General features: G+C 63.4%; 15 protein-coding genes. 9 read left to right on the forward strand and 6 right to left on the reverse strand.

All coding sequences use genetic code 11. The features are described from left to right. Window positions 1-19: 19 nt before the first annotated feature. A complete protein-coding gene (locus K3174_RS04580) occupies window positions 20-1,513 on the forward strand; it encodes a serine hydrolase domain-containing protein (RefSeq protein WP_221556078.1) in 1,494 nt (497 codons plus the stop codon). 54 nt (window positions 1,514-1,567) lie between these two features. Here the strand turns inward: K3174_RS04580 and K3174_RS04585 are convergent, their stop codons facing one another. The 4 genes from K3174_RS04585 to K3174_RS04600 form a co-directional block, all read right to left on the reverse strand. Continuing rightward, window positions 1,568-3,004 carry a glutamate synthase subunit beta gene (locus tag K3174_RS04585; protein ID WP_221556080.1) on the reverse strand — a complete coding sequence of 479 codons (1,437 nt, stop codon included), beginning with the start codon at window positions 3,002-3,004 and terminating at the stop codon, window positions 1,568-1,570. A gap of 154 nt (window positions 3,005-3,158) precedes the next feature. Continuing rightward, window positions 3,159-7,811, reverse strand: a complete 4,653-nt coding sequence (gltB, locus tag K3174_RS04590; RefSeq protein ID WP_486659983.1) for a glutamate synthase large subunit — start codon at window positions 7,809-7,811, stop codon at window positions 3,159-3,161. A gap of 233 nt (window positions 7,812-8,044) precedes the next feature. Further along, complete coding sequence (locus tag K3174_RS04595) at window positions 8,045-8,965, reverse strand: hypothetical protein (RefSeq protein ID WP_221556082.1); 921 nt, start codon at window positions 8,963-8,965, stop codon at window positions 8,045-8,047. A gap of 29 nt (window positions 8,966-8,994) precedes the next feature. Next, window positions 8,995-10,212, reverse strand: coding sequence for a TIGR04063 family PEP-CTERM/XrtA system glycosyltransferase (locus tag K3174_RS04600; protein ID WP_221556084.1), 1,218 nt, complete (start codon window positions 10,210-10,212; stop codon window positions 8,995-8,997). An 80-nt stretch (window positions 10,213-10,292) separates the two neighbouring features. Here K3174_RS04600 and K3174_RS04605 point away from each other — a divergent pair, with 80 nt between their 5' ends. From K3174_RS04605 to K3174_RS04630, 6 genes are all read left to right on the forward strand, one after another. Continuing rightward, entirely contained in the window at window positions 10,293-10,478 is a 186-nt protein-coding gene (locus K3174_RS04605; protein ID WP_221556086.1) for a hypothetical protein, read from the forward strand. After that, window positions 10,471-11,853 carry a DUF5935 domain-containing protein gene (locus K3174_RS04610; RefSeq protein WP_221556088.1) on the forward strand — a complete coding sequence of 461 codons (1,383 nt, stop codon included), beginning with the start codon at window positions 10,471-10,473 and terminating at the stop codon, window positions 11,851-11,853. Before K3174_RS04605 ends, K3174_RS04610 begins: the two co-directional genes overlap by 8 nt. Before the next feature lie 109 nt (window positions 11,854-11,962). Then, window positions 11,963-12,412, forward strand: a complete 450-nt coding sequence (locus tag K3174_RS04615; protein ID WP_221556090.1) for a MaoC family dehydratase — start codon at window positions 11,963-11,965, stop codon at window positions 12,410-12,412. Window positions 12,413-12,466: 54 nt separating this feature from the next. Next, window positions 12,467-13,645 (forward strand): acetyl-CoA C-acyltransferase, encoded by a 1,179-nt coding sequence (locus K3174_RS04620; protein ID WP_221556092.1) that lies wholly within the window; start codon window positions 12,467-12,469, stop codon window positions 13,643-13,645. A gap of 17 nt (window positions 13,646-13,662) precedes the next feature. Beyond that, window positions 13,663-14,616 (forward strand): DUF5996 family protein, encoded by a 954-nt coding sequence (locus K3174_RS04625; RefSeq protein WP_221556094.1) that lies wholly within the window; start codon window positions 13,663-13,665, stop codon window positions 14,614-14,616. A 38-nt stretch (window positions 14,617-14,654) separates the two neighbouring features. Further along, window positions 14,655-15,254, forward strand: coding sequence for a DUF4126 domain-containing protein (locus tag K3174_RS04630; protein WP_221556096.1), 600 nt, complete (start codon window positions 14,655-14,657; stop codon window positions 15,252-15,254). On the opposite strand, the gene K3174_RS04635 is transcribed toward K3174_RS04630, so the two are convergent. Next, window positions 15,251-15,637: a nuclear transport factor 2 family protein gene (locus K3174_RS04635; protein ID WP_221556098.1), complete on the reverse strand. Its 387-nt coding sequence runs from the start codon at window positions 15,635-15,637 to the stop codon at window positions 15,251-15,253. The genes K3174_RS04630 and K3174_RS04635 overlap by 4 nt on opposite strands. Beyond that, window positions 15,634-16,872: a polyhydroxyalkanoate depolymerase gene (locus K3174_RS04640; protein WP_221556100.1), complete on the reverse strand. Its 1,239-nt coding sequence runs from the start codon at window positions 16,870-16,872 to the stop codon at window positions 15,634-15,636. Before K3174_RS04640 ends, K3174_RS04635 begins: the two co-directional genes overlap by 4 nt. 158 nt (window positions 16,873-17,030) lie before the next feature. Between K3174_RS04640 and K3174_RS04645 the strand changes: the two genes are divergently transcribed. Both K3174_RS04645 and K3174_RS04650 read left to right on the forward strand, forming a co-directional pair. Beyond that, entirely contained in the window at window positions 17,031-18,866 is a 1,836-nt protein-coding gene (locus K3174_RS04645; RefSeq protein WP_425594419.1) for an ABC transporter transmembrane domain-containing protein, read from the forward strand. Between the two features lie 119 nt (window positions 18,867-18,985). Next, on the forward strand, window positions 18,986-21,109 hold the full coding sequence (locus tag K3174_RS04650) for a M13 family metallopeptidase (protein ID WP_221556102.1): 2,124 nt from the start codon (window positions 18,986-18,988) through the stop codon (window positions 21,107-21,109). Window positions 21,110-21,138 lie beyond the last annotated feature (29 nt).

The raw sequence follows: 21,138 nt of genomic DNA on the forward strand, positions 1-21,138 counted from the left end.
AAAGCAGGAGGGGGTAACGATGAAGCAGGCGATATTCAGGACCGGTGCCGCGCTGGCAGTGCTGGGCATGGCGATTCCCGTCGGGGCACAGACCGATCCGCAGCCACCCGCCGCAACAGCCGATGCCTCTTCAACCGACGCGGTCAAGGCGGCTGCGCTTGCCGAAGCCATGCGTGCGGTCGAGCTGTGGATCGAGGGGCAACGGAAATATCGCCGGATCCCGGCCGTTTCGGCAGCCGTAGCGCAGGGCGACAATACGGTCTGGGCCAAGGGCTTCGGGACCACCGACCGGGCGAAGAAGACACCCGCCACGCCCGATACGATCTATTCCATCTGTTCGATCTCGAAGCTGTTCACGGCCGTGGCCGTGATGCAGCAATGGGAACAGGGCAAGGTCACGCTCGACACGCCGATCACCGAATATCTGGCGTGGGCGAAGCTGGCAGACGATCCGCGCGAAAGCGTGCCGATCACGTTGCGTGGTGCCCTGACACATTCGGCGGGCCTGCCGCGCGAATCCGATTTTCCCTATTGGACAGGACCCGATTTTGCCTTCCCTTCGCAAAGCCAGATTCGCGCGAAGATCGGGAGCCAGCATCCGCTCTATCCGGCGTCCACCACCTGGCAGTATTCGAATCTCGGCCTGACACTGGCGGGCGAGACGGTCGAAGCGGTGAGCGGCCAGCCCTATGCCGACTATGTCAGTGCCCATATTCTCGAACCGCTGGGGCTCGAGGACACGCGGCCCGGTATCCCGACCGAACTCTATGGCAAGCAGATGGCGGTCGGTTGGGGTGCGTTGGAGGCGGATGGCATGCGCCCCCAGGTCAGGCTGTTCGATCCGGCCGGAATCACGCCTGCGGCCGGCTTCAGCGCCAGTGTGGCGGATCTTGCCAAATTCGCGAGCTGGACCTTCCGCCTCGCCAGGTCCGGGCAACAAGAGGTGCTGCGCGCCTCGACACTGCGCGACATGCAGCGCGTGCATTACATGTCGCCCGATTGGGAAACGAGCTGGGGTCTCGGTTTCGCGGTGCGCAATGTGGGCGGCACGACGGTGGTCGGTCACGGCGGCGCTTGCCCGGGCTATCGCAGTGCGCTGATGATGGCGCCGAAAGAGGAGATGGGCGTCGCCGTGGCGATGAACGCGATGGACGATCCCGGTGTCATGGCCGAAGGCATAGCGGCGCTGGTCAAGGCGCGCGGCGAGGCCAAGCCCTTCGATGCGGTCGAAGGGGTCGATCTTGCGGACTTTGCCGGGGTCTATAGCGGACAGCCCTGGGATTCGGACTATCTGCTGATTCCCTGGGCGGGCGGGCTGACCTGGCTCGAACCCGATGCGAATGCGCCGGCCGAACGCATGTGGCGCCTCAAGCCGCTCGGCGGCGACCGCTTTCGCGTGGTGACCGACAAGGGCGAAGAGCGCGACGAAGTCGTGTTCGAGCGCGACCGCGCGGGCAAGGTCCACGCGATCCGGCAGCACTCCAACACCAGCCGCCGGGTGAAGTCGCTCTAGCTCGGACGATCGAACAGCCGCCGTCGACCGGTCGCAGAACAACGGGGCCGGTCGTTAGCGCGGCAGCTCGGTCGCACCCATCAGCGCCAGATCCACCGCGCGCGCGCATTGGCGGCCTTCGCGGATCGCCCAGACGACGAGGCTCTGCCCGCGCCGCATATCGCCGCAGGCGAAGACGTTCGCCTCGCTGGTAAGGTACCATTCGGTATCCGCCGCGACATTTCCGCGCCCATCGAGATCGACGCCCGCGCGGTCGAGCAGGCCGCGCCGCTTCGGGCCGGTAAAGCCCATGGCCAGCAGGATGAGATCGGCCTTGAGTGTGAACTCGCTGCCTTCGACCTCTTGCATGCGGCCGTCCTGCCATTCGACGCGGACGCATTCCAGCCCGGCCACATCGCCGTTGTCCTCGGTCACGCGCTTGGTCAGCACCGCCCAGTCGCGGTCCACACCCTCTTCGTGGCTGGACGAAGTGCGCAGCTTCAGCGGCCAGTCGGGCCAGGTCAGCGCCTTGTCTTCCTTTTCGGGCGGCTTGGGCATGATCTCTAGCTGCGTGACGCTGGCCGCGCCCTGGCGGTTGCTGGTGCCGACGCAGTCGCTGCCCGTGTCGCCGCCACCGATCACGATCACATGCTTGCCGGTCGCGGTCAGGCTGCCGCGCGGGGCGGCCCGGACCTCGTCGTCGCCCGCATTGCGCTTGTTCTGCTGCGTCAGGAACTCCATCGCCAGCCGGACGCCGTTGAGTTCGGAGCCGGGGATGTCGAGCTGGCGCGCTTCTTCCGCCCCGCCGGCCAGAACTACCGCATCGAAATTCTCCTGCAGCGCCTGGAAGCTGACCTCCACGCCAACCTCGCTGCTGGTGCGGAACTGGACGCCCTCGGCCTCCATCTGCACGGCGCGGCGATTGATCAGGTGCTTTTCCATCTTGAAGTCGGGAATGCCGTAGCGCAGCAGACCGCCGATACGGTCGCTCCTCTCGAACACGGTCACGGCATGGCCCGCGCGGGCCAGTTGCTGGGCGCAGGCGAGGCCCGCCGGGCCGCTGCCGACCACTGCGACCGATTTGCCGGTGCGCTTGTCGGGCACCTGCGGCTTGACCCACCCTTCGTCGAACCCGCGGTCGATGATCGCGCATTCGATGCTTTTGATGGTGACGGGCGAATCCATGATGTTGAGCGTGCAGGCGGCCTCGCACGGAGCGGGACAGATGCGGCCGGTGAATTCCGGGAAATTGTTGGTCGAATGCAGCACTTCGAGCGCATTCTTCCAGTCGTCTTCATAGACGAGGTGGTTCCAGTCCGGGATGATATTGTTCACCGGGCATCCGTTGTGGCAATACGGAATGCCGCAATTCATGCAGCGCGCGGCCTGTTTGCGCAGCTGGCCCTCGCTCAGCGGGACCACGAATTCCTTGTAATGCGTCAGCCGCTCGTCGGGATCGCGATAGGTCCGATCCTCGCGCTCGTATTCGAGAAAGCCGGTTTCCTTGCCCATCAGTCGATATCCAAACAAAAGTCGTCATTGCGAGCGCAGCGAAGCAATCCATGGTCGGACGGTTCTGCTGGTTTCATCCTGAGCAGCTTAACGAATAGGGCGCCATGGATTGCAGCGTCGCCTGCGTTTCCTCGCAATGACTGGCGGAGGGAAATCATTCCGCAGCCTCCATTGCCGCTTCCTCGCGTTCGGTTTCAAGAGCTTTCAGCGCCCGCTGGTAGTCGCGCGGCATCACCTTGCGGAAATTCTTCAACTCGTTCGCCCAATCGTCGAGCAGCGCCTTCGCCTTGCCCGATCCCGTGTGCAGCAGATGCCGCTCGACCAGCACCTTCAGCCGTTCCGCGTCGTGGTAGAGCGGATCGCCCATGCCGAAATTCTCGACCGAGATCGGCCGTTGCTGTGGCTTGCCCCAGCTCTTTTCGGCTCCTTCGCCATCGCCCGGCTGGACGTCCAGCACATCGACCTGCGCTTGGTTGCACAGCTTTTCGAAGCGCCCGTCGGGATCGTAGACATAGGCGATGCCACCGCTCATCCCGGCGGCGAAATTACGCCCCGTAGGGCCGAGTACGCAGACGACGCCGCCGGTCATGTATTCGCAGCCATGGTCGCCCGTACCTTCGACGACTGCGACGGCACCCGAATTGCGCACGGCGAAGCGCTCACCGGCGACGCCCTGGAAATAGGCTTCGCCCGCGATGGCTCCGTACAGGACAGTGTTGCCGACGATAATGTTGTCGCCGGGCAGGCGCGGGGCTTCTTCGGGCTGACGCACGATGATGCGCCCTCCCGAGAGGCCCTTGCCGACATAGTCGTTGGCATCGCCGGTCAGGCTGATGGTGACGCCATGGGCGAGCCAGGCACCGAAGCTTTGCCCGGCAACGCCGGTGAAGTCGATGCGGATGGTATCGGGCTGCAGGCCCGAATGCCCATAGGCCTCGGCGATCCGGCCCGACAGCATCGCGCCGACGGTCCGGTTCACATTGCGGATCGTGCGGGTGAGCTGGACCGCCTGCCTGCTTTCGATCGCGGGTTGGCAGGCCTTGATCAGCTCGACATCCATCGCCGCGGCGAGGCCGTGATCCTGCGTTTCGGTGTGGTAGAGCGCCTGCCCCGGGTCCAGCGGGACGGCGTGGAGGATGCGCTTGAGGTCCACCCCATGCGCTTTCCAGTGGCGTTCCACCCTGCGCATGTCGAGCCGGTCAACGCGGCCGACCATTTCCTCGACCGTGCGGAAGCCCATTTCGGCCATGATCGCCCGCAATTCCTCGGCGACGAAGAAGAAGTAATTGATCACGTGCTCTGGCGTACCGGTGAAGCGTTTGCGCAGCACGGGATCCTGCGTGGCGACGCCGACCGGGCAGGTGTTGAGATGGCATTTGCGCATCATGATGCAGCCCGCCGCGATCAGCGGTGCGGTGGCGAAGCCAAATTCGTCCGCCCCCAGCAGAGCACCGATAGCAACGTCGCGCCCGGTGCGCAGGCCGCCGTCGACCTGTACGGCGATGCGGCTGCGCAGATCGTTGAGCAGCAGCGTCTGCTGCGTTTCGGCAAGGCCGATCTCCCACGGACTGCCGGCATGGGTCAGGCTGGTCAGCGGACTCGCACCCGTGCCGCCTTCATAGCCGGAGATGGTGACATGATCCGCCTTGCACTTGGATACGCCTGCAGCGACCGTGCCGACGCCGACCTCGGACACCAGCTTGACCGATATGCGCGCCTCGGGCTGGACGTTCTTCAGATCGTGGATCAGCTGGGCGAGATCCTCGATCGAATAGATGTCGTGATGCGGCGGGGGCGAGATCAGGCCCACGCCGGGCGTGGCATGGCGCACCGCGCCGATGCGCTTGTCGACCTTATGGCCCGGCAGTTGGCCACCTTCGCCGGGCTTGGCGCCTTGCGCCATCTTGATCTGGATATCGTCCGAATTGACAAGGTATTCGGTGGTCACGCCGAAGCGGCCGCTGGCGACCTGCTTGATCCGGCTGCGCATCGAATCGCCATTGTCGAGCGGGCGGAAGCGCTCTGGCTCCTCGCCGCCTTCGCCCGTATTCGACCGGCCGCCGAGACGGTTCATGGCGATCGCCAGCGTCGAATGCGCCTCGTGGCTGATCGAACCGAAGCTCATCGCGCCGGTGCTGAAGCGCTTGACGATCTCGACCGCCGGTTCGACCTCGTCGATATCGATCGGCTGTTCGGCCGGCTTCAATTCCATCAGGCCGCGAATCGTCAGCAGGCGCTCGGACTGTTCGTTAATGGAGCGGGCGAATTCATCGTAATTCTTCGGATCGTTGCCGCGCACCGCGTGCTGCAATTGCGCAACCGATTGCGGCGTCCAGGCATGCGCTTCGCCGCGCAGGCGGTACTGGTAGATGCCGCCGACATCGAGCATCCCGGCGTAAAGCGGGTTGTCGCCATAGGCTTGCGCGTGGCGCAGCACCGCCTCTTCGGCCACTTCCTTCAGGCCGATGCCCTCGATGGTGGTTGCGGTGCCGGCGAAATAGGCGTCGACGAACTCGGAATTGAGCCCGACCGCGTCGAAGATCTGCGCGCCGCAATAGGACTGGTAGGTCGAGATGCCCATCTTGGACATGACCTTGAGAATGCCCTTGCCCACGGCCTTGACGTAGTTCTTGGCGACGTCGCCCGGTTCCATTTCCGGGAAGCGCGTGGCGCGCAGGGTCTCGATCGTCTCGAGGGCTACATAGGGATTGATGCCTTCGGCGCCATAGCCCGCCAGCGCGCAGAAATGATGGACTTCGCGCGCCTCGCCCGTCTCGATGACGAGGCCGGTCTGCATGCGCAGGCCCTGCCGCACCAGCTGATGGTGGACGGCGCTGGTCGCCAGCAATGCGGGCATGGGGATGCGATCCGGTCCCTGATTGCGGTCCGACAGGATCAGGATGTTGGCATCGCCCAGCACCGCTTCGGTCGCGGCCCAGCACATTTCCTTCAGCGCCATGGCGAGGCCCTCGGCCCCGGTGCTGGCGTCCCAGGTGATGTCGATGGTCGCGGTGCGGAAAGCACCGTCCAGCGCCACTTCGACGGAGCGGATTTTCGCCAGATCCTCATTGGTGAGGATCGGCTGCGATACCTCCAACCGCTTGTGCGTACCGCCATCGCGGCCCAGCAGGTTGGGGCGTGGGCCGATCATCGACAGCAGGCTCATCACCAGTTCTTCGCGTATCGGGTCGATCGGAGGGTTGGTGACCTGCGCGAAATTCTGCTTGAAATAGTCGTAGAGCAACCGGCTGCGATCGCTCAGCACGGCGATGGGAGTGTCGGTCCCCATCGACCCGATCGGATCTTCGCCGCCCGCCGCCATCGGCTCGAGGAAACGCGAAATGTCTTCCTGCGTGTAACCGAAGGCCTGCTGGCGTTCGAGCAGGCTGGTGATCGGCTCCGGCGTGGCAGAAAGATCGGGCTCGATATGGTCGAGATCGGCGAGCTTGTATTGCGCCTTCTCGAGCCATGCCTCGTAAGGCTCGGCCGCAGCGAGGTTGGCCTTGAGCTCCTCGTCCTCGACGATGCGGCCTTCATCGAGGTCGATGAGCAGCATACGCCCTGGCTGGAGCCGCCATTTGCGGGTGATGTCTTCGTCGCTGAAGGGCAGCACGCCGCTTTCCGACGCCAGCACCACGAGATCGTCCTTGGTGGTGCACCACCGGGCCGGGCGCAGGCCGTTGCGATCGAGGCAGGCGCCGATCTGGCGGCCATCGGTGAAGCACACGGCGGCCGGCCCGTCCCACGGTTCCATCAGCGCGGCGTGATATTCGTAGAAAGCGCGGCGCGCGGGATCCATCAGCGGATTCTTCGCCCAGGCTTCCGGCATCAGCATCATCATCGCATGGGCGAGGCTGTAACCGCCGGTCAGCAGCAGTTCGAGCGCATTATCGAGGCAAGCCGTATCCGACTGGCCATGCGGGATCAGCGGCCACATCTTGTCGAGATCGGCGCCCAGCAACTCGCTTTCCATAGTCCGGCGCCGCGCTTCCATCCAGTTCACATTGCCGCGAACCGTGTTGATTTCCCCGTTATGCGCCATGAAGCGATAGGGGTGGGCGAGCCGCCAGCTGGGGAAGGTGTTGGTGCTGAAACGCTGGTGGACGAGGCCGAGCGCGGACACGCAATCGGGATCGCGCAAGTCGTCGTAAAAGCTGCCGACCTGATGGGCCAGCAGCAGGCCCTTATACACCACGGTGCGGCTGGAGAAGCTCGGGATATAGGCCTGGCTCAGGCCTTCGATACCGTGCTTGGCCTCGAGCGCCTTCAGCGGGTTGAGCGTCTGCTTGCGGATGACGACCAGCTTGCGCTCGAAGGCGTTCTGGTCGGCGCAATTGGTACCGCGGGCAATGACACATTGTCTGATGACAGGCATGGAGTCGACCACTGCCTTGCCGAGGCCATCGAGCGTTGTCGGCACATTGCGCCAGCCGATCACCCGCTGACCTTCCTTTTCGGCGAACCGTTCAAGCTGTTTGGTGACGAAATCAAGCGCCTCATCCGCACGCGGCAGGAAGCACATGGCGACCCCATAATCGCCCGGCGGCGGCAGGTCGTGCCCTTCCGCATCGGCCCATTTGCCGATCAGCGGGTCGGGGATCTGCAGCAGGATGCCCGCACCGTCGCCCAGCAGCGGGTCGGCGCCGACTGCACCGCGATGATCGAGATTGGCAAGAATCTCAAGTGCTTGCGTGACGATGGCATGGCTCTTCGCGCCCTTGATATGCGCGACCATGCCGACGCCGCAGGCATCGTGCTCGTTACGCGGATCGTAGAGACCCGTGGCGTGGGGCGGCATGCGTCCCATTGGCGAAGCGTCCTCCTTCGTGCCCGCCGACCGGCCTCGCTGGAAAAGCGGGGCGGCCGGGAACAGGATCAGTCGACACCGCGAGCGGTGTCTGCAAAATTGCGCGAATGGTCGTCATGCCGACAGGAACGGTATTTTGCAACTGCGAGGGGCGTAGCAAAATTTCGCGTTCGTCAAGATTTACGCTTTGCGGCGCGATTCCGTAGAGGAAATTCGTATGCTCGAACGCCGACCTATTTGGGCTTGCCGACGCGGTTGAGCTTGTCGAGCGCCTTGCGCAGTTCGGTTTGCGGATCGTCCGCGCCCGGGTTGTGCCGTTGCGCGTCATGGTCGGTTTCACGACGCAGGAAAGCGATGACCGGGTCGTTATCGTCGGATATCGCCGGTTGGGCCTTGAAGGCTTGGAGCGCCGATTCGAGCCGCTCGGTCAGCGCATCCAGCGACATGTCGCCAAGCGCTGACGTTGGCACGTCGGGGCGCGATTCCGTCGCATCTTTGGAGATTACTGCCTGGTCGGGGCTCGCAGGCAACATCTCGGCCTCCTCGAAAGGCTCGATCCGGAGCATCTCGCGCATTTGGGTCGAGCCCGAGGTCGTCTCGGGCCCCGCCCCATCCCGATCGCCTTCCGGCGTGGCTACGGCCTCTTCGCTCTCAATCTCCTCGAAAGCGGCATCTTCCGTTTCTACGCGATCCGCCTGCTGCCGCATGGGCTCTTCGAGAGGCTTGTCCGCGACCGCATGCTTGCCGATCGCCGCGATGCCTTCCTCTTCCAAATCCTCGCGCGGGTTGAAGGGGCGACGCGGTCCGTCTTCCGCCGCGCCGGATGGTTGGCCATTCTCCCTGTCGTCGAGCCAAAGCTCGCCCCCGGTTTCGGGTTCGTCATCGCTTACCGCTTCGTTTATCGCCGCCACGCGGGCAGCGACGACGAGGCCAATCAACAGGCCGAGCAGTGCCGCTACACCGGACAGGAGCGCGCGCCGGATCGCCGTATCCGGCAGAATTCCGTCGACTCCAAGCCGTTCCACTAGCGACTGGTGCACGGTCGCCGGCATCACGAACAGACCGACCCCCAGCAGCAATGCGAACCATACGCCCACCCCCCATTTGAAGGCTGGGTGATTGCTGATCGGTGCTATGCGCGTCGTGTCGCTCATCGGTTGATCGGATACTCTACACGGGCGACTCAGGCGGCCGCGGAAGATGCGCGCTCTAGCAGCTTTTGGTAAACGTCTCGATAACGATCGACATTCCGCGCCCAGTCATGCTTGGCCGCAACATGCCGGCGCCCCGCCTCGCGCATGGCAGGCCAAAGGTTCTGCGTATCGATGAAATCCGCCAGCGCCACGGCGATTGCGCGCGGGTCGTCCGGAGGGAAGAGAAGGCCCGTAACGCCATCCGCGATCAATTCCCGGTGGCCGCCAACATTGCTTGCGGCGACGATGCGCTTTTGCGCCATCGCTTCGAGCGGTTTCAAGGGCGTCACCAGATCGGTGAGGCGCGACTTCTTGCGCGGATAGGCCAGCACATCGACAAGCGAGTAGTATCGCTCGACCTCGGAATGCGGCACCCGGCCGGTAAAGACGATTGCCTCTTTCGCCGCCGAGGCGGCAGCCTGCGCGCGCAGGGCATTTTCCATCGGACCACCCCCCACGAGCAGCAATTGTGCGTCAGGGTGCCGCTCGCGCAACGGAGGCATGGCCGCAATCAGATCGTCGAGCCCCTCGTAATCGTAGAAGCTGCCGATAAAGCCGATCACCGGACCGTTCCCGATACCGATCGCGGTCGCGAGCGCATCGTCGCGCGCAGGAGGTTCGCCGAAGAGGGTGAGATCGACGCCATTGGGCGACAGACCGATCTTGCCGCCGTCATGGCCGCGCCCGATGAGATCGTCGCGCAGGCCTTCGCAGATGGTGAACACCGCATCTGCGCCGGCCACCACGCGGTTCTCCAGCGCACGGGTAAGGCGGTATTTCATCGAGCCTGCTGTGCCCGCGCCGTTGCCGACCGCCGCGTCTTCCCAGAAGGCGCGGATTTCGTAGACGAACGGGAGGCGAAGTCGGCGTGCAGCGCGCAGGCCGGCCATGCCGCACAGCGCGGGCGAATGAGCATGGAGGACATCCGGCTCCCACTCTGCAGCGACCTTCTCGACGACGCCGCGCAAGCTGTCGATTGCGCGCCATTCGCGCAGGCCCGATGGGCCGGAGACGGGGCCGGGGGTGCGGTGGAAAATCAGTCCGTCATGTTCGACCACGCCGCTTTCGCCCTCGTGATAGAGCGGTCCCGTCACGCCGCGCACTTCGACCCCTCCGGCCTGCAGGCTCTTGAGAATGGCACGTGTGCGAAATGCATAGCCGCTATGCAGCGGCAGGGAATGATCGAGTATGTGCAGGACACGGGTCATCGGCTCTGCCCTTTGACACATTACGCTTAACGGCGCGTCAACTGCCTTGCATTAGAGGAAGAATTGGAAAGAATCGCGCCGTGATCGACTACTTCGCCCTCGCGCTGACCCATGCGCTCATCGTCCTTGCGTTGGTGCGCATCGTTGCGCGCGACGAACTCGATCGCGAGAACCCTCTGGTCGACAACATTGCCGAACCCGACCAGCCCGCGAAACGCGAGGGCGCCCGACCAAAAAATCGACGCAAGGGTGCCGGCAATGCTTGATGCTGCGCTGTTCCTGACCGTGATGGGCATGTTTCTGCTCGGCCTCAGGCGCCCGTTCATATGGGTTCTGGCCTACCTTTATATCGACATACTCGCACCGCAGAAAATCGGCTGGACACTCACGCCGATGCTGCCGATCTCGTTGATCGCATTCCTGCTCGCCTTTGCCGGATGGGCGATCTCCGACCCCAAGGCAGAGACGAAGTTCACCCTTCGGCAGGGCATTTTGTGTGCGTTGCTGGTGTACTGTTTCATGACACTGCAATGGGCCGATTTCCCGGAAGACGCCGCGCGGAAGTGGGAATGGGTGTGGAAGGCGCTGGTCTTTGCGATCTTTCTGCCGGTAACGCTGATTACCCGCCTTCGCATCGAAGCGGCGGCTCTGATACTGGTGCTGACCGCGGGCGCCATCATCATCTCGGCGGGGATGAAAACCGCGCTTGGCGGTGGCGGTTACGAGAACCTCTATCTCTTCGTGAACGACAATTCCAACATCTACGAAAGTTCGACCCTGGCCACGGTATCGATCGCGCTCATCCCGATAATTCTGTGGTTTACCCGGCACGGCACGATCTTCCGGCCGGACTGGCGCGTAAAGACCTTTGCCGGGCTGCTGATCTTTTCCTGTTTGTTGATTCCGATCGGGACCGAGGCACGCACCGGACTGTTGTGCATTGGCGTCCTCGGCGTCCTGATGCTGCGCGATGTCAAGAACCGGCTCATGTATTTGCTGGCTGCCGGCGCCCTCGGCCTGATGGCCCTGCCGTTCCTCCCGGCCAGTTACTACGAGCGCATGGCGACGCTGGGGGCAGTGGATTCCGACCAGTCTGCTTCCACCCGCATGCAGGTCTGGATGTGGACGCTGGATTATGCCGCGGAAAATCCGCTTGGCGGCGGGTTCGACGCCTATCGGTCGAATAGCTTCACCTATCAGATGCCAGTGACGCGTGAAGAAGGCGGAGCGCTGGTCACCGAGATTCAGGAGGTGACCGATTCGGGCCGCGCCTTCCACTCGTCCTTCTTCGAGATGCTGGGCGAGCAGGGTTGGCCGGGGCTGATCCTCTGGCTCAGCCTGCATGCGCTCGGTCTGGTGCAAATGGAAGCCATCCGCAGACGATGGCGCGACCGAGAGAATCTTGCCGAGCAATGGCAGGCCCCTCTGGCGAGTGCGTTGCAGTTTTCGAATATCATCTATCTGGTCGGTGCAGCCTTTCAGGGTATCGCTTACCAGCCGGTATTTCTGATGCTGATCGGGTTTCAGATCGGGCTGTCGACCTATTGCCGCAAGCGTGATTCGGCGAGGGTCGAAGCCGAGCGGAAGGCATTGCGCGAGGCCCGCCGCATGGCAGCCTCGGCCAAGCCCGCCATGCCGTAACGGGACAACTCGCGCGGTTGCGCACCGTTTCTCCATGCGCCATGACTCGCGCCGCTAGCGCGGCCGGAGTCGCGCGAATCCGCAAGTTTTCAAGAGAGGAGAGGCGCGCATGAGCCCGCAGGAACTGGCAGAGAAGGTCGGCGAGAACATCGGCACGAGCGAATGGGTCGAGATGAGCCAGGAACGCATCAACCAGTTCGCCGATGCTACCGGCGACCACCAGTTCATCCATATCAATGAAGAAGCCGCAAAGATGACGCCGTTCGGCGGAACCATCGCACACGGCTTCCTCACGCTGTCGATGATCCCTTATCTGGGCGCCAATTCGGATACGCCCAAACTCGACGGCGTGAAGATGGGCGTGAACTACGGCGGCAACAAGACGCGCTTCATTTCGCCGGTCCGTAGCGGCAAGCGTATCCGCGGCCATTGGAAGCTGCTCGAAATGATCGAGAAGCGCCCCGGCCAGTGGCAACAGACCTGCGAGATTACCATGGAGATCGAAGACGAGGAAAAGCCCGCCCTGATCTGCGAATGGATCACCCAGATTTTCGTCTGATTTCCCCCTCCTCCCCGGCGAGGATCAGGCATTCTAGCAACCAAGGAAATACCCATGCGTGACGCAGTCATCGTCTCCACCGCCCGCACCGCCATCGGTCGCGCCTACAAGGGCGGGTTCAACGACACCAAGGGCCCGACGCTCGGCGCCTATTCGCTCAAGCCCGCGATCGAGCGCGCCGGCATCGACGCCGGCGAGATCGACGATGTTCTGTGGGGGAGCGCACTCCAGCAGGGCACGCAGGCCGGCAATCTCGCCCGCCAGGTCGCGCTGCGCGCCGGTTGCCCCGTCTCGGTAAGCGGCATGACCATCGACCGGCAGTGCTCGTCGGGCCTGATGAGCATCGCTACAGCTGCCAAGCAGATCACAACCGACCGCATGGATGTTGTAGCGGCAGGGGGTCAGGAATCGATCAGCCTTGTGCAAACCAAGGACATGCGTGTGATGCCCGATCCCGAGCTGATCGCCATGCACGGCGCGATCTACATGCCGATGCTGCAGACCGCGGAAACGGTCGCGCAGCGCTACGGCATCAGCCGCGAGGCGCAGGACGAATACGCCTTGTCGAGCCAGCAGCGCACCGCCGCTGCGCAGGAAGCGGGCAAGTTCGATGACGAGATCGTCCCTGTGAGCACCACGCACAAGGTGCAGAACAAGGAAACCGGCGAGATCTCCGACGTCGAGATCACCATCGCCAAGGACGAAGGAAATCGTCCCTCGACCACGCTCGAAGGCCTGACCGCGCTCCAGCCGGTGATGGGCCCGGGCACCACGATCACCGCGGGCAATGCCTCGCAGCTTTCGGACGGCTCTTCTGCCGCGGTCCTGATGGAAGCCAAAGTCGCCGAAAAGAAGGGCCTCGAGCCGCTCGGCCGTTATGTCGGCATGGCGGTCGCCGGCACCGAACCCGACGAAATGGGCATCGGTCCCGTCTTCGCCATCCCCAAGCTGCTCGAACGCTTCGATCTCAAGATCGACGACATCGGCCTGTGGGAGCTGAACGAGGCTTTTGCCGTGCAGGTGCTCTACTGCCGCGACAAGCTTGGCATTCCGGGCGATCTGCTCAACGTCAATGGCGGCTCGATCTCGATCGGCCATCCCTACGGCATGACCGGCGCTCGCTGCGTCGGCCATGCGCTGATCGAAGGCAAGCGTCGCGGCGCGAAATACGGCGTCGTGACCATGTGCGTCGGCGGCGGCATGGGCGCAGCGGGACTGTTCGAGATTTTCTAGGCACAGGAGTTTTTGCGATGACCGAGCGATGGCCCGAACTCGATTACGAGGCCGATCGCCCGGTCATCGAAAGCCTGCATGCCTATCTTCAGGTCGTGGGCAAGCTGCCGACGCGTCGCTTGCCCTGGTGCAATCACAGTTGGCACCTCGCCCTGCGCGTGGTGCCGCGCGGTTTTCGCAGCTATCCCGTGTTCGTCCGCGGCGGCGAGGCGGAGATCATGGTCGATTGCCTCAGTTCGGCGGTCGCGGTCGAAACCTCCACCGGATTTGCCGACGGGTTCGAGATCGCCGGCCAGACCGTCGCGCGTTTTCACGAGCAGCTCGCCGAACTGCTGCAGCTCGCGGGCGTGGAAACCGATGTTTCCGGGGCGCCGAACGAGGTGGAAGATGCCGTTCCGTTCGCGCAGGACATGCGTGAACGGGCCTGGGACGAGGCAGTGCTATCTCGAACGCACCGGGCCTTTTCGGACGCCAATCGCGTGTTCGAGAAGTTCAGGACCGGCTTTGTCGGCAAATCCAGCCCGAGCCATTTGTTCTGGGGCAGCTTCGATCTTGCCGTCACCCGGTTTTCCGGACGGGAAGCGCCCCTGCACCCCGGCGGTTTCCCCAACCTTCCGGACGACGTGACCAGGGAAGCATATAGTCACGCCGTGGCGAGTGCCGGCTTTTGGCCGGGCGGAGGCGGTGTCGATGAAGCGGCATTCTATGCCTATGGCTATCCATCGCCCGACGGTTTGGGCGCAGCGCAGGTCGGCCCGACAGCGGCTTACTGGCATGACCGGCTTGGCGAATGGGTCCTGCCCTATGCGAACGTGCGCGATGCCGACGATCCGGATGCCGTGCTGATGCAGTTTCTCGAAACGAGCTATGCTGCCGTGGCCGATCTGTCCGGATGGGATCGCAAGGCCCTGGAGATTCCGTTCGGTGTCCATGGCAAGCCCTACGATGTGGAAGGTCTTCGCGACGGCTGACTTGCCTGCCGGGGCATCCCCGAACTAATCTCCCGTCCATGGGTGTCATGGAGATCATCGGGATAGCCGGAAGCGTGAGCCTGCTGGCAGGCTGGCGGCTCTATCTGTGCATTTTCGCCACCGGTCTGGCGATGCGGATGAACGTACTTCCGCTGCCCGAACATCTCGCCGCGCTGGACGTGCTCGCCAATCCGTGGGTGATGGGCATCGCTGCGCTGGCCGCAGTGATCGAGTTCTTCGCCGACAAGGTGATGTGGCTCGATTCGATCTGGGACGCGGTGCATACTCTGGTACGCCCGGTGGGTGGGGCATTGCTGGCGCTGGCAATCGTCGATCCCTCCGATCCGGCGACGCAGGTCGTCGCGTTTCTCCTGGGTGGCGGCGCGAGCCTTGCGGCGCATGCCGGCAAGGCGGGTGCACGCGGGGTCGTCAATGCGAGCCCCGAGCCGGTGAGCAATGTCGCGGTGTCGACTGCGGAGGACGTTGCGACCATCGGCCTGCTCTATCTGGCTTACGAGTTTCCGTTCATTGCAGCCGGAATCGCGCTGGTGCTGCTTGCCCTGACGATCTGGCTGCTGGTGCTGGCGCGCAAGGCAATCCGCGGGCTTCTCGGCAAGAGAAAGGCGCCACCGGCCTAAAACATGCCGTTATCGTGCAGGGCCGTGTCGGGCACCACCTGCAGAACGTCCCAGTGCTCCACGATTTTGCCGTCTGCATCGAAGCGGAAGATATCGATCCCGGCATAGGTCGCATCGCCCGGCCAGGTCTGGCGGCAATGCAGGATGGCAAAATCCCCATCCGCGAAAGAGCGCACGATCTCCACGCGCTTGCCCGGATATTCGCGCGCCATCCGCTCGAAATATTCGATGAAGGCTTCCTTGCCGTCGCCGACGTCGGGATTGTGCTGGATGTATTGGCCGCCGACGAACGCCTCGATCGCCGCAGCGGGGCGGCAATCGTTGAACATCATCTCGTAAAAGGCGATGGCGTTCAGGCGATTGGTTTCTTCGCGCCCGCTCATCCGTGAATGCCGATGAATTCCTCGACCACGGGTGCGATCTTGCCGCGCCACTTGCTGCCGTTGAAGATGCCGTAATGGCCGGCGCCTTCGGCCATGTAGTAGCGCTTCTTCCTTTCGGGCAGTCCTGGGGTCAGATCGAGCGCCGCCTTCGTCTGGCCGAGGCCCGAGATATCGTCGCGTTCACCTTCGATCGCCAGCAGCGCAGTTTCCGTAATGTCGCCGAGGTCGACACGTTTGCCGCGATGGACGAAGGTGCCGTTGGGCAGCGAGTGTGCCTGGAAGACTTCCTCGACCGTCTGGAGATAGAATTCCGCGGTCATGTCGCAGACACTGCGGTATTCGTCGTAGAAGTCCTTGGTCGCTTGAGCGCTTTCATCGTCGCCCACGGTGAGGTGTTTGAACATCTCGTAATGGCTCATCATGTGATTGCCGAGGTTCATGCTCATGAACCCGGCGAGCTGCATGAAGCCGGGATAGACCCGCCGCCCGGCGCCGCGATACTGCATCGGCACCGTTGCGATGACATTGTGGCGGAACCATTCGATCGGGCGTTCCATCGCCAGATCGTTGACGCTGGTCGGCGAACAGCGGGTGTCGATCGGCCCGCCCATCATCGTCAGCGTCTTCGGGGTGCAGGGATGCTTGTCGCGGTTCATGATCGCGATGGCCGCGAAGACCGGGACCGAGGGCTGGCACACGGCCATGACGTTCGCGCCCGGCCCGATATGTTCGAGATAGGCGATGACGTAATCCACGTAATCGTCCAGGTCGAAATCGCCTTCGTGCATCGGCACCGTTTTGGCATCGGCCCAGTCGGTCACGAACACGCGGTAGTTCTGCAGCATCCGCTCGACCGTGCCGCGCAGCAGCGTGGCATAGTGGCCGCTCATCGGCGCGACCACCAGCAGGCTGGGCGCATCTTCGGGCAGATTCTCGCGGTAGAACTCCTTGAGATCGCCGAATGGCTTGTTGACGACCGTGGCTTCGATCACCGGATACGGTTTGCCAGCCACTTCCACGTCTTCGATGCCCCAGGCGGGCTTGCCGTAAGTGGCGGTGGCATGGGCGAAGACTTCCAGCGCGCTGGCCGCAATCGGCCCGATGTTCATGTAGCCCATCGGGCCGACATAATTGATCGGATTGGCCGGGTTGTTCAGCATCTCCACCCCGATCGAGGCGAAGGTGCTGGCGGAATTGAGCCAGCTGCGCTGGAGTTCGTAGGCATGGTAAAGCAATGCGTATCCCCTGCTGACCCGGCCTGTTGTCGGTTATAGTACCGGGCGGAAGATGGTTATCCTGCCTCTCCTGCGTTTCTTGTGCAATGCACAAATTGCCAAATTGTGCCTTCATGTATGCGGGAGTGTGGATTTTCGGCGCCGGTCCAACTAACTGCATGCCCATGCCAGCCAAGGATGAGACCGAAATCGAAGGGCGCGGACGCCCGACGGGCACGCTCGCGGTCGAGAATGCCCAGCGCGAACGGTCGCTGCGACCGCTCGGAATGGTGTATCGCGCCGGAGCGAGCTACCCCGGTCATGTCGCGCTGGCGCTGGTGGCGCTGTTGATCACTGCCGCGGCAACCCTCGCAATCCCGGCCGGCTTCAAACTGGTGATCGACCGCGGCTTTGCGGCAGGGGCCGATCCCACGGATATGGGGCGGTGGTTTCGGTACCTGCTGATGATCGTCGGGGTGCTGGCCTTGGGCACGGCCATGCGGTTCTATTTCGTCAGTTGGCTGGGCGAGCGCGTCGTCGCCGATATCCGGCTGCGCGTGCAGGACAATCTGCTGCGGCTGGCACCCGGTTTCTACGAGGAAAACAGCCCCAAGGAAATCTCCAGCCGCATGACCAGCGATACCGCCCTGATAGAGCAGGTCGTCGGAACGACCGTGTCGGTGGCGCTGCGCAACGCGCTGATGGCGATCGGCGGCACGCTCTACCTGTTCTGGCTTGTGCCCGGCCTGACCATGGGACTGCTGCTCATCATTCCGGCCATCGTTATCCCGATCACCCTGTTCGGGCGGCGGTTGCGCAAGGTATCGCGCACCAGTCAGGACCGGGTCGCCGATATCGGGGCGATGGTCACGGAAGTCCTCTCCGCAATGAAGATCGTCCAGGGGTTCAATCAGGAAGACCGGGAGCACAACCGCTTTCGCGAGGCGGTCGAACGGACCTTTTCGGTCGCCAAGAGGCGCATCGTTATTCGCGCCGCCATGACGGCGGTGGTCATCCTGCTCGTCTTCGGGGGTATTACATTGCTGGTCTGGCGCGGTGCGCAGGCTGTCAGCGAGGGGTCCATTTCGGGCGGAACCATCGCTGCCTTCGTGCTGACTGCCGGCCTTGTCGCAGGCGCTATCGGCGCCTTGACGGAGGTGTATGGCGATCTGCTGCGCGGTGCAGGCGCGGCCAGTCGCCTGTCCGAATTGCTGGATGAAAAGCCGACTATCGTGGCTCCCGACCGCCCGCAGGAATTGCCCGTTCCGCCACGCGGCGGCCTGTCGTTCCGCAATGTGACGTTCCGCTATCCCACGCGGCTCGAAGCCCCGGCCATCACCGATTTCAGCCTCGAGGTCGAACCCGGCGAAACCGTGGCCATCGTAGGGCCTTCGGGTGCGGGTAAATCGACCATCTTCCAGCTTGCGGAGCGCTTCTACGATCCGCAAGCCGGCTCGATCCGACTCGATGGCATCCCGCTGACCAGCGCCGATCCCGCCGATGTCCGTCGCCGCATCGCCTATGTTCCGCAGGAAGGTGTGCTGTTCAGCGCCAATGCGCGGGACAATCTGCGCTACGGCAACTGGGACGCGAGCGAAGAGGACATCTGGGCGGCGGCCCGCGCCGCCAATGCCGCGGAGTTCATCGAAAAGCTGCCGCGGGGGCTCGATACATATCTCGGCGAAAGCGGCACCCAGCTGTCGGGCGGGCAACGCCAGCGCATCGCGATCGCACGCGCGCTCCTGCGGGACGCGCCGATCCTGCTGCTGGACGAGGCGACCAGCGCATTGGATGCCGGGAGCGAGCGGCTGGTGCAGGAAGCGCTCGAACATCTCATGGCAGAGCGCACCACGCTGGTGATCGCGCATCGCCTGTCGACCGTCCGCGCGGCGGACCGGATCGTGGTTATGGAAGACGGGCGCATCGTCGAACAGGGCGCGCACGACCAGCTTGCCGCGAATGGCGGCCTTTATGCGCATCTCGCCTCGCTGCAATTCGGGCTCGAAACCGCCTGATCCTTCGGCGGACGGTGCGTGTGCTCCGATCAACGACTTCGCCACTGCGACGAAACGTGTTAGGCCGCAGGCCTAGGGCCCGTCCGGGCCGGTCGCATTGATCTCGGGAGATTGCGAAGATGATCCGTACCATGCTTGCCGCGGGGGCGAGTGCGCTCGCCTTGACGCTTGCCGCGCCTGTTGCCGCACAAAGCGAAACCGATGCCGAAACGCCGACGATGAGCTTCGGCGAGTGGGGCTTCGACACGCGCTATCTGTCGGAGGAAATCGATCCGGGCGACGACTTCTTCGCTTATGCCAACCAGAAATGGATCGATGAAAACCCGCTGCCGGCCGACAAGGCGCGCTTCGGTGCCTTCGATCTCCTGGCCGAAAAATCGACCTTCGATGTCAAGGCAGTGGTCGACGAACTGACCGGCAAGCCGGTTGCCGAGCTGACCGCCGATGAAAAGCGGATCGTCGACGCCTATAATGCGTTTCTCGATACCGACGCGATCGAAGCGGCGGGTCTTGCTCCGGCCCAGCCCTATCTCGATGCGATCCGCGGTGCCGGCACGCTGTCCGAGCTGGTCACGCTATGGGGCACGCCGGGTTATCCCTCGCCCATCGGTGGATTTGTGAACGTCGATGCCAAGGAGCCGAGCCGCTACTCCGTTTATATCGGCAGCGGTGGCCTCGGCATGCCGGACCGCGAATACTATCTGGACGAGACGGAAAAGGGCCTGTCGATCCGCAAGGCTTATCAGGAATACCTGACTTTCCTGATGGGCGAAGCGGGATACAGCGATGCCGCCGCCATGGCGCAGAAGGTGTACGACCTCGAGGACAGCTTCGCGCGCGAGATCGCCTGGGATCGCACGGTGCGCCGCAATCGCGACCTCACCTACACGGCTCTGACGCCCGAGGAACTGCAGGGCCTTTCGGAAACCTTCCCGGTCGCAGCGATGCTCGCTTCGGCCGGATTCGACAGCACCGACCGTTACGTCGTGGGCGACATGCCACCCTCTGCGGAACTGATTACAGAGCTGGGCCTGTCCGAGGATGTCACCGCCAAGATCGGGGGCGGCACGCCCGCGATGTTCGAACTGCTGGCCAACACCGACATGGAGGTGTTGCGCGCCTGGACGATCAAGAACTTCCTGTCGAACAACGCTGCGGTCCTGCCGTCACGCTTCGACAAGGCCAGCTTCGCATTCTACAGCACTGCGCTGCGCGGCGTTCCCGAACAGCGCGATCGCTGGAAGCGCGCCGTCGATGCGACCGAGGGCATGCTGGGCGAGCTCCTCGGCGCTTCCTATGTCGAGCGCTATTTCCCGCCGGACAGCAAGGCCGCAATGGACGAACTGGTGGCGAATCTGCGCGTCTCGCTGGCCGAATCGCTGGCGGAAATCGACTGGATGACCGAGGCGACCAAGGCCGAAGCCATGGCCAAGCTCGACAGTTTCGATCCGAAGATCGGCTATCGCGATAACCTGGAAACCTATCAGGGCCTCTCCATCACCGCCAGCAGCCCGCTCGCCAACAGCATGGCCTCGGCCAAATGGGCGCAGGAAGACAATATCGCCAAGCTTGGCGGCCCGATCGACCGGACCGAGTGGTTCATGCTGCCCCAGACGGTCAATGCATATTACAACCCGACCAAGAACGAGATCGTGTTCCCCGCCGGGATCCTGCAGCAGCCCTTCTTCGGCAAGGATGCAGACCTGGCGGTCAATTACGGCGCCATAGGCGGCGTGATCGGCCACGAGATAGGTCACGGCTTCGACGATCAGGGATCCAAGTCGGATGCCTCGGGCGCGCTGCGCAACTGGTGGACCGATGAAGATCGCACGAACTTCGACAAGCTCGGCGATCGTCTTGTGGCTCAATACAACCAGTTCTGCCCGCTCGATGACGGCGAGACCTGCGTCAACGGGCGCTTGGCCCTCGGCGAAAACATCGGTGACCTCGGCGGTCTTTCGATGGCCTACCGCGCATATAAGCTGGCCACGGAAGGCAAGGAGCTACCGGTGATCGACGGCCTTACCGGCGACCAGCGGTTCTTCCTCGCATGGGCTCAGGTGTGGCGCAGCGAGTATCGCGAAGATGCACTGCGCAGCCAGCTCCGCAATGGCCCGCACAGCCCGGCAAAATATCGCACCAATGGCATCGTGCGCAATTTCGACGAATGGTACGAAGCCTTCGGCATCACCGAGGACGACGAACTCTACCTGCCGCCGGAAGAGCGCATTCGCATTTGGTAACGGTAATTCGCCGCTAATCCGCTTTCGGG

The organism is Qipengyuania qiaonensis (assembly GCF_019711515.1).
Classification (GTDB): Bacteria; Pseudomonadota; Alphaproteobacteria; order Sphingomonadales; family Sphingomonadaceae; genus Qipengyuania; species Qipengyuania qiaonensis.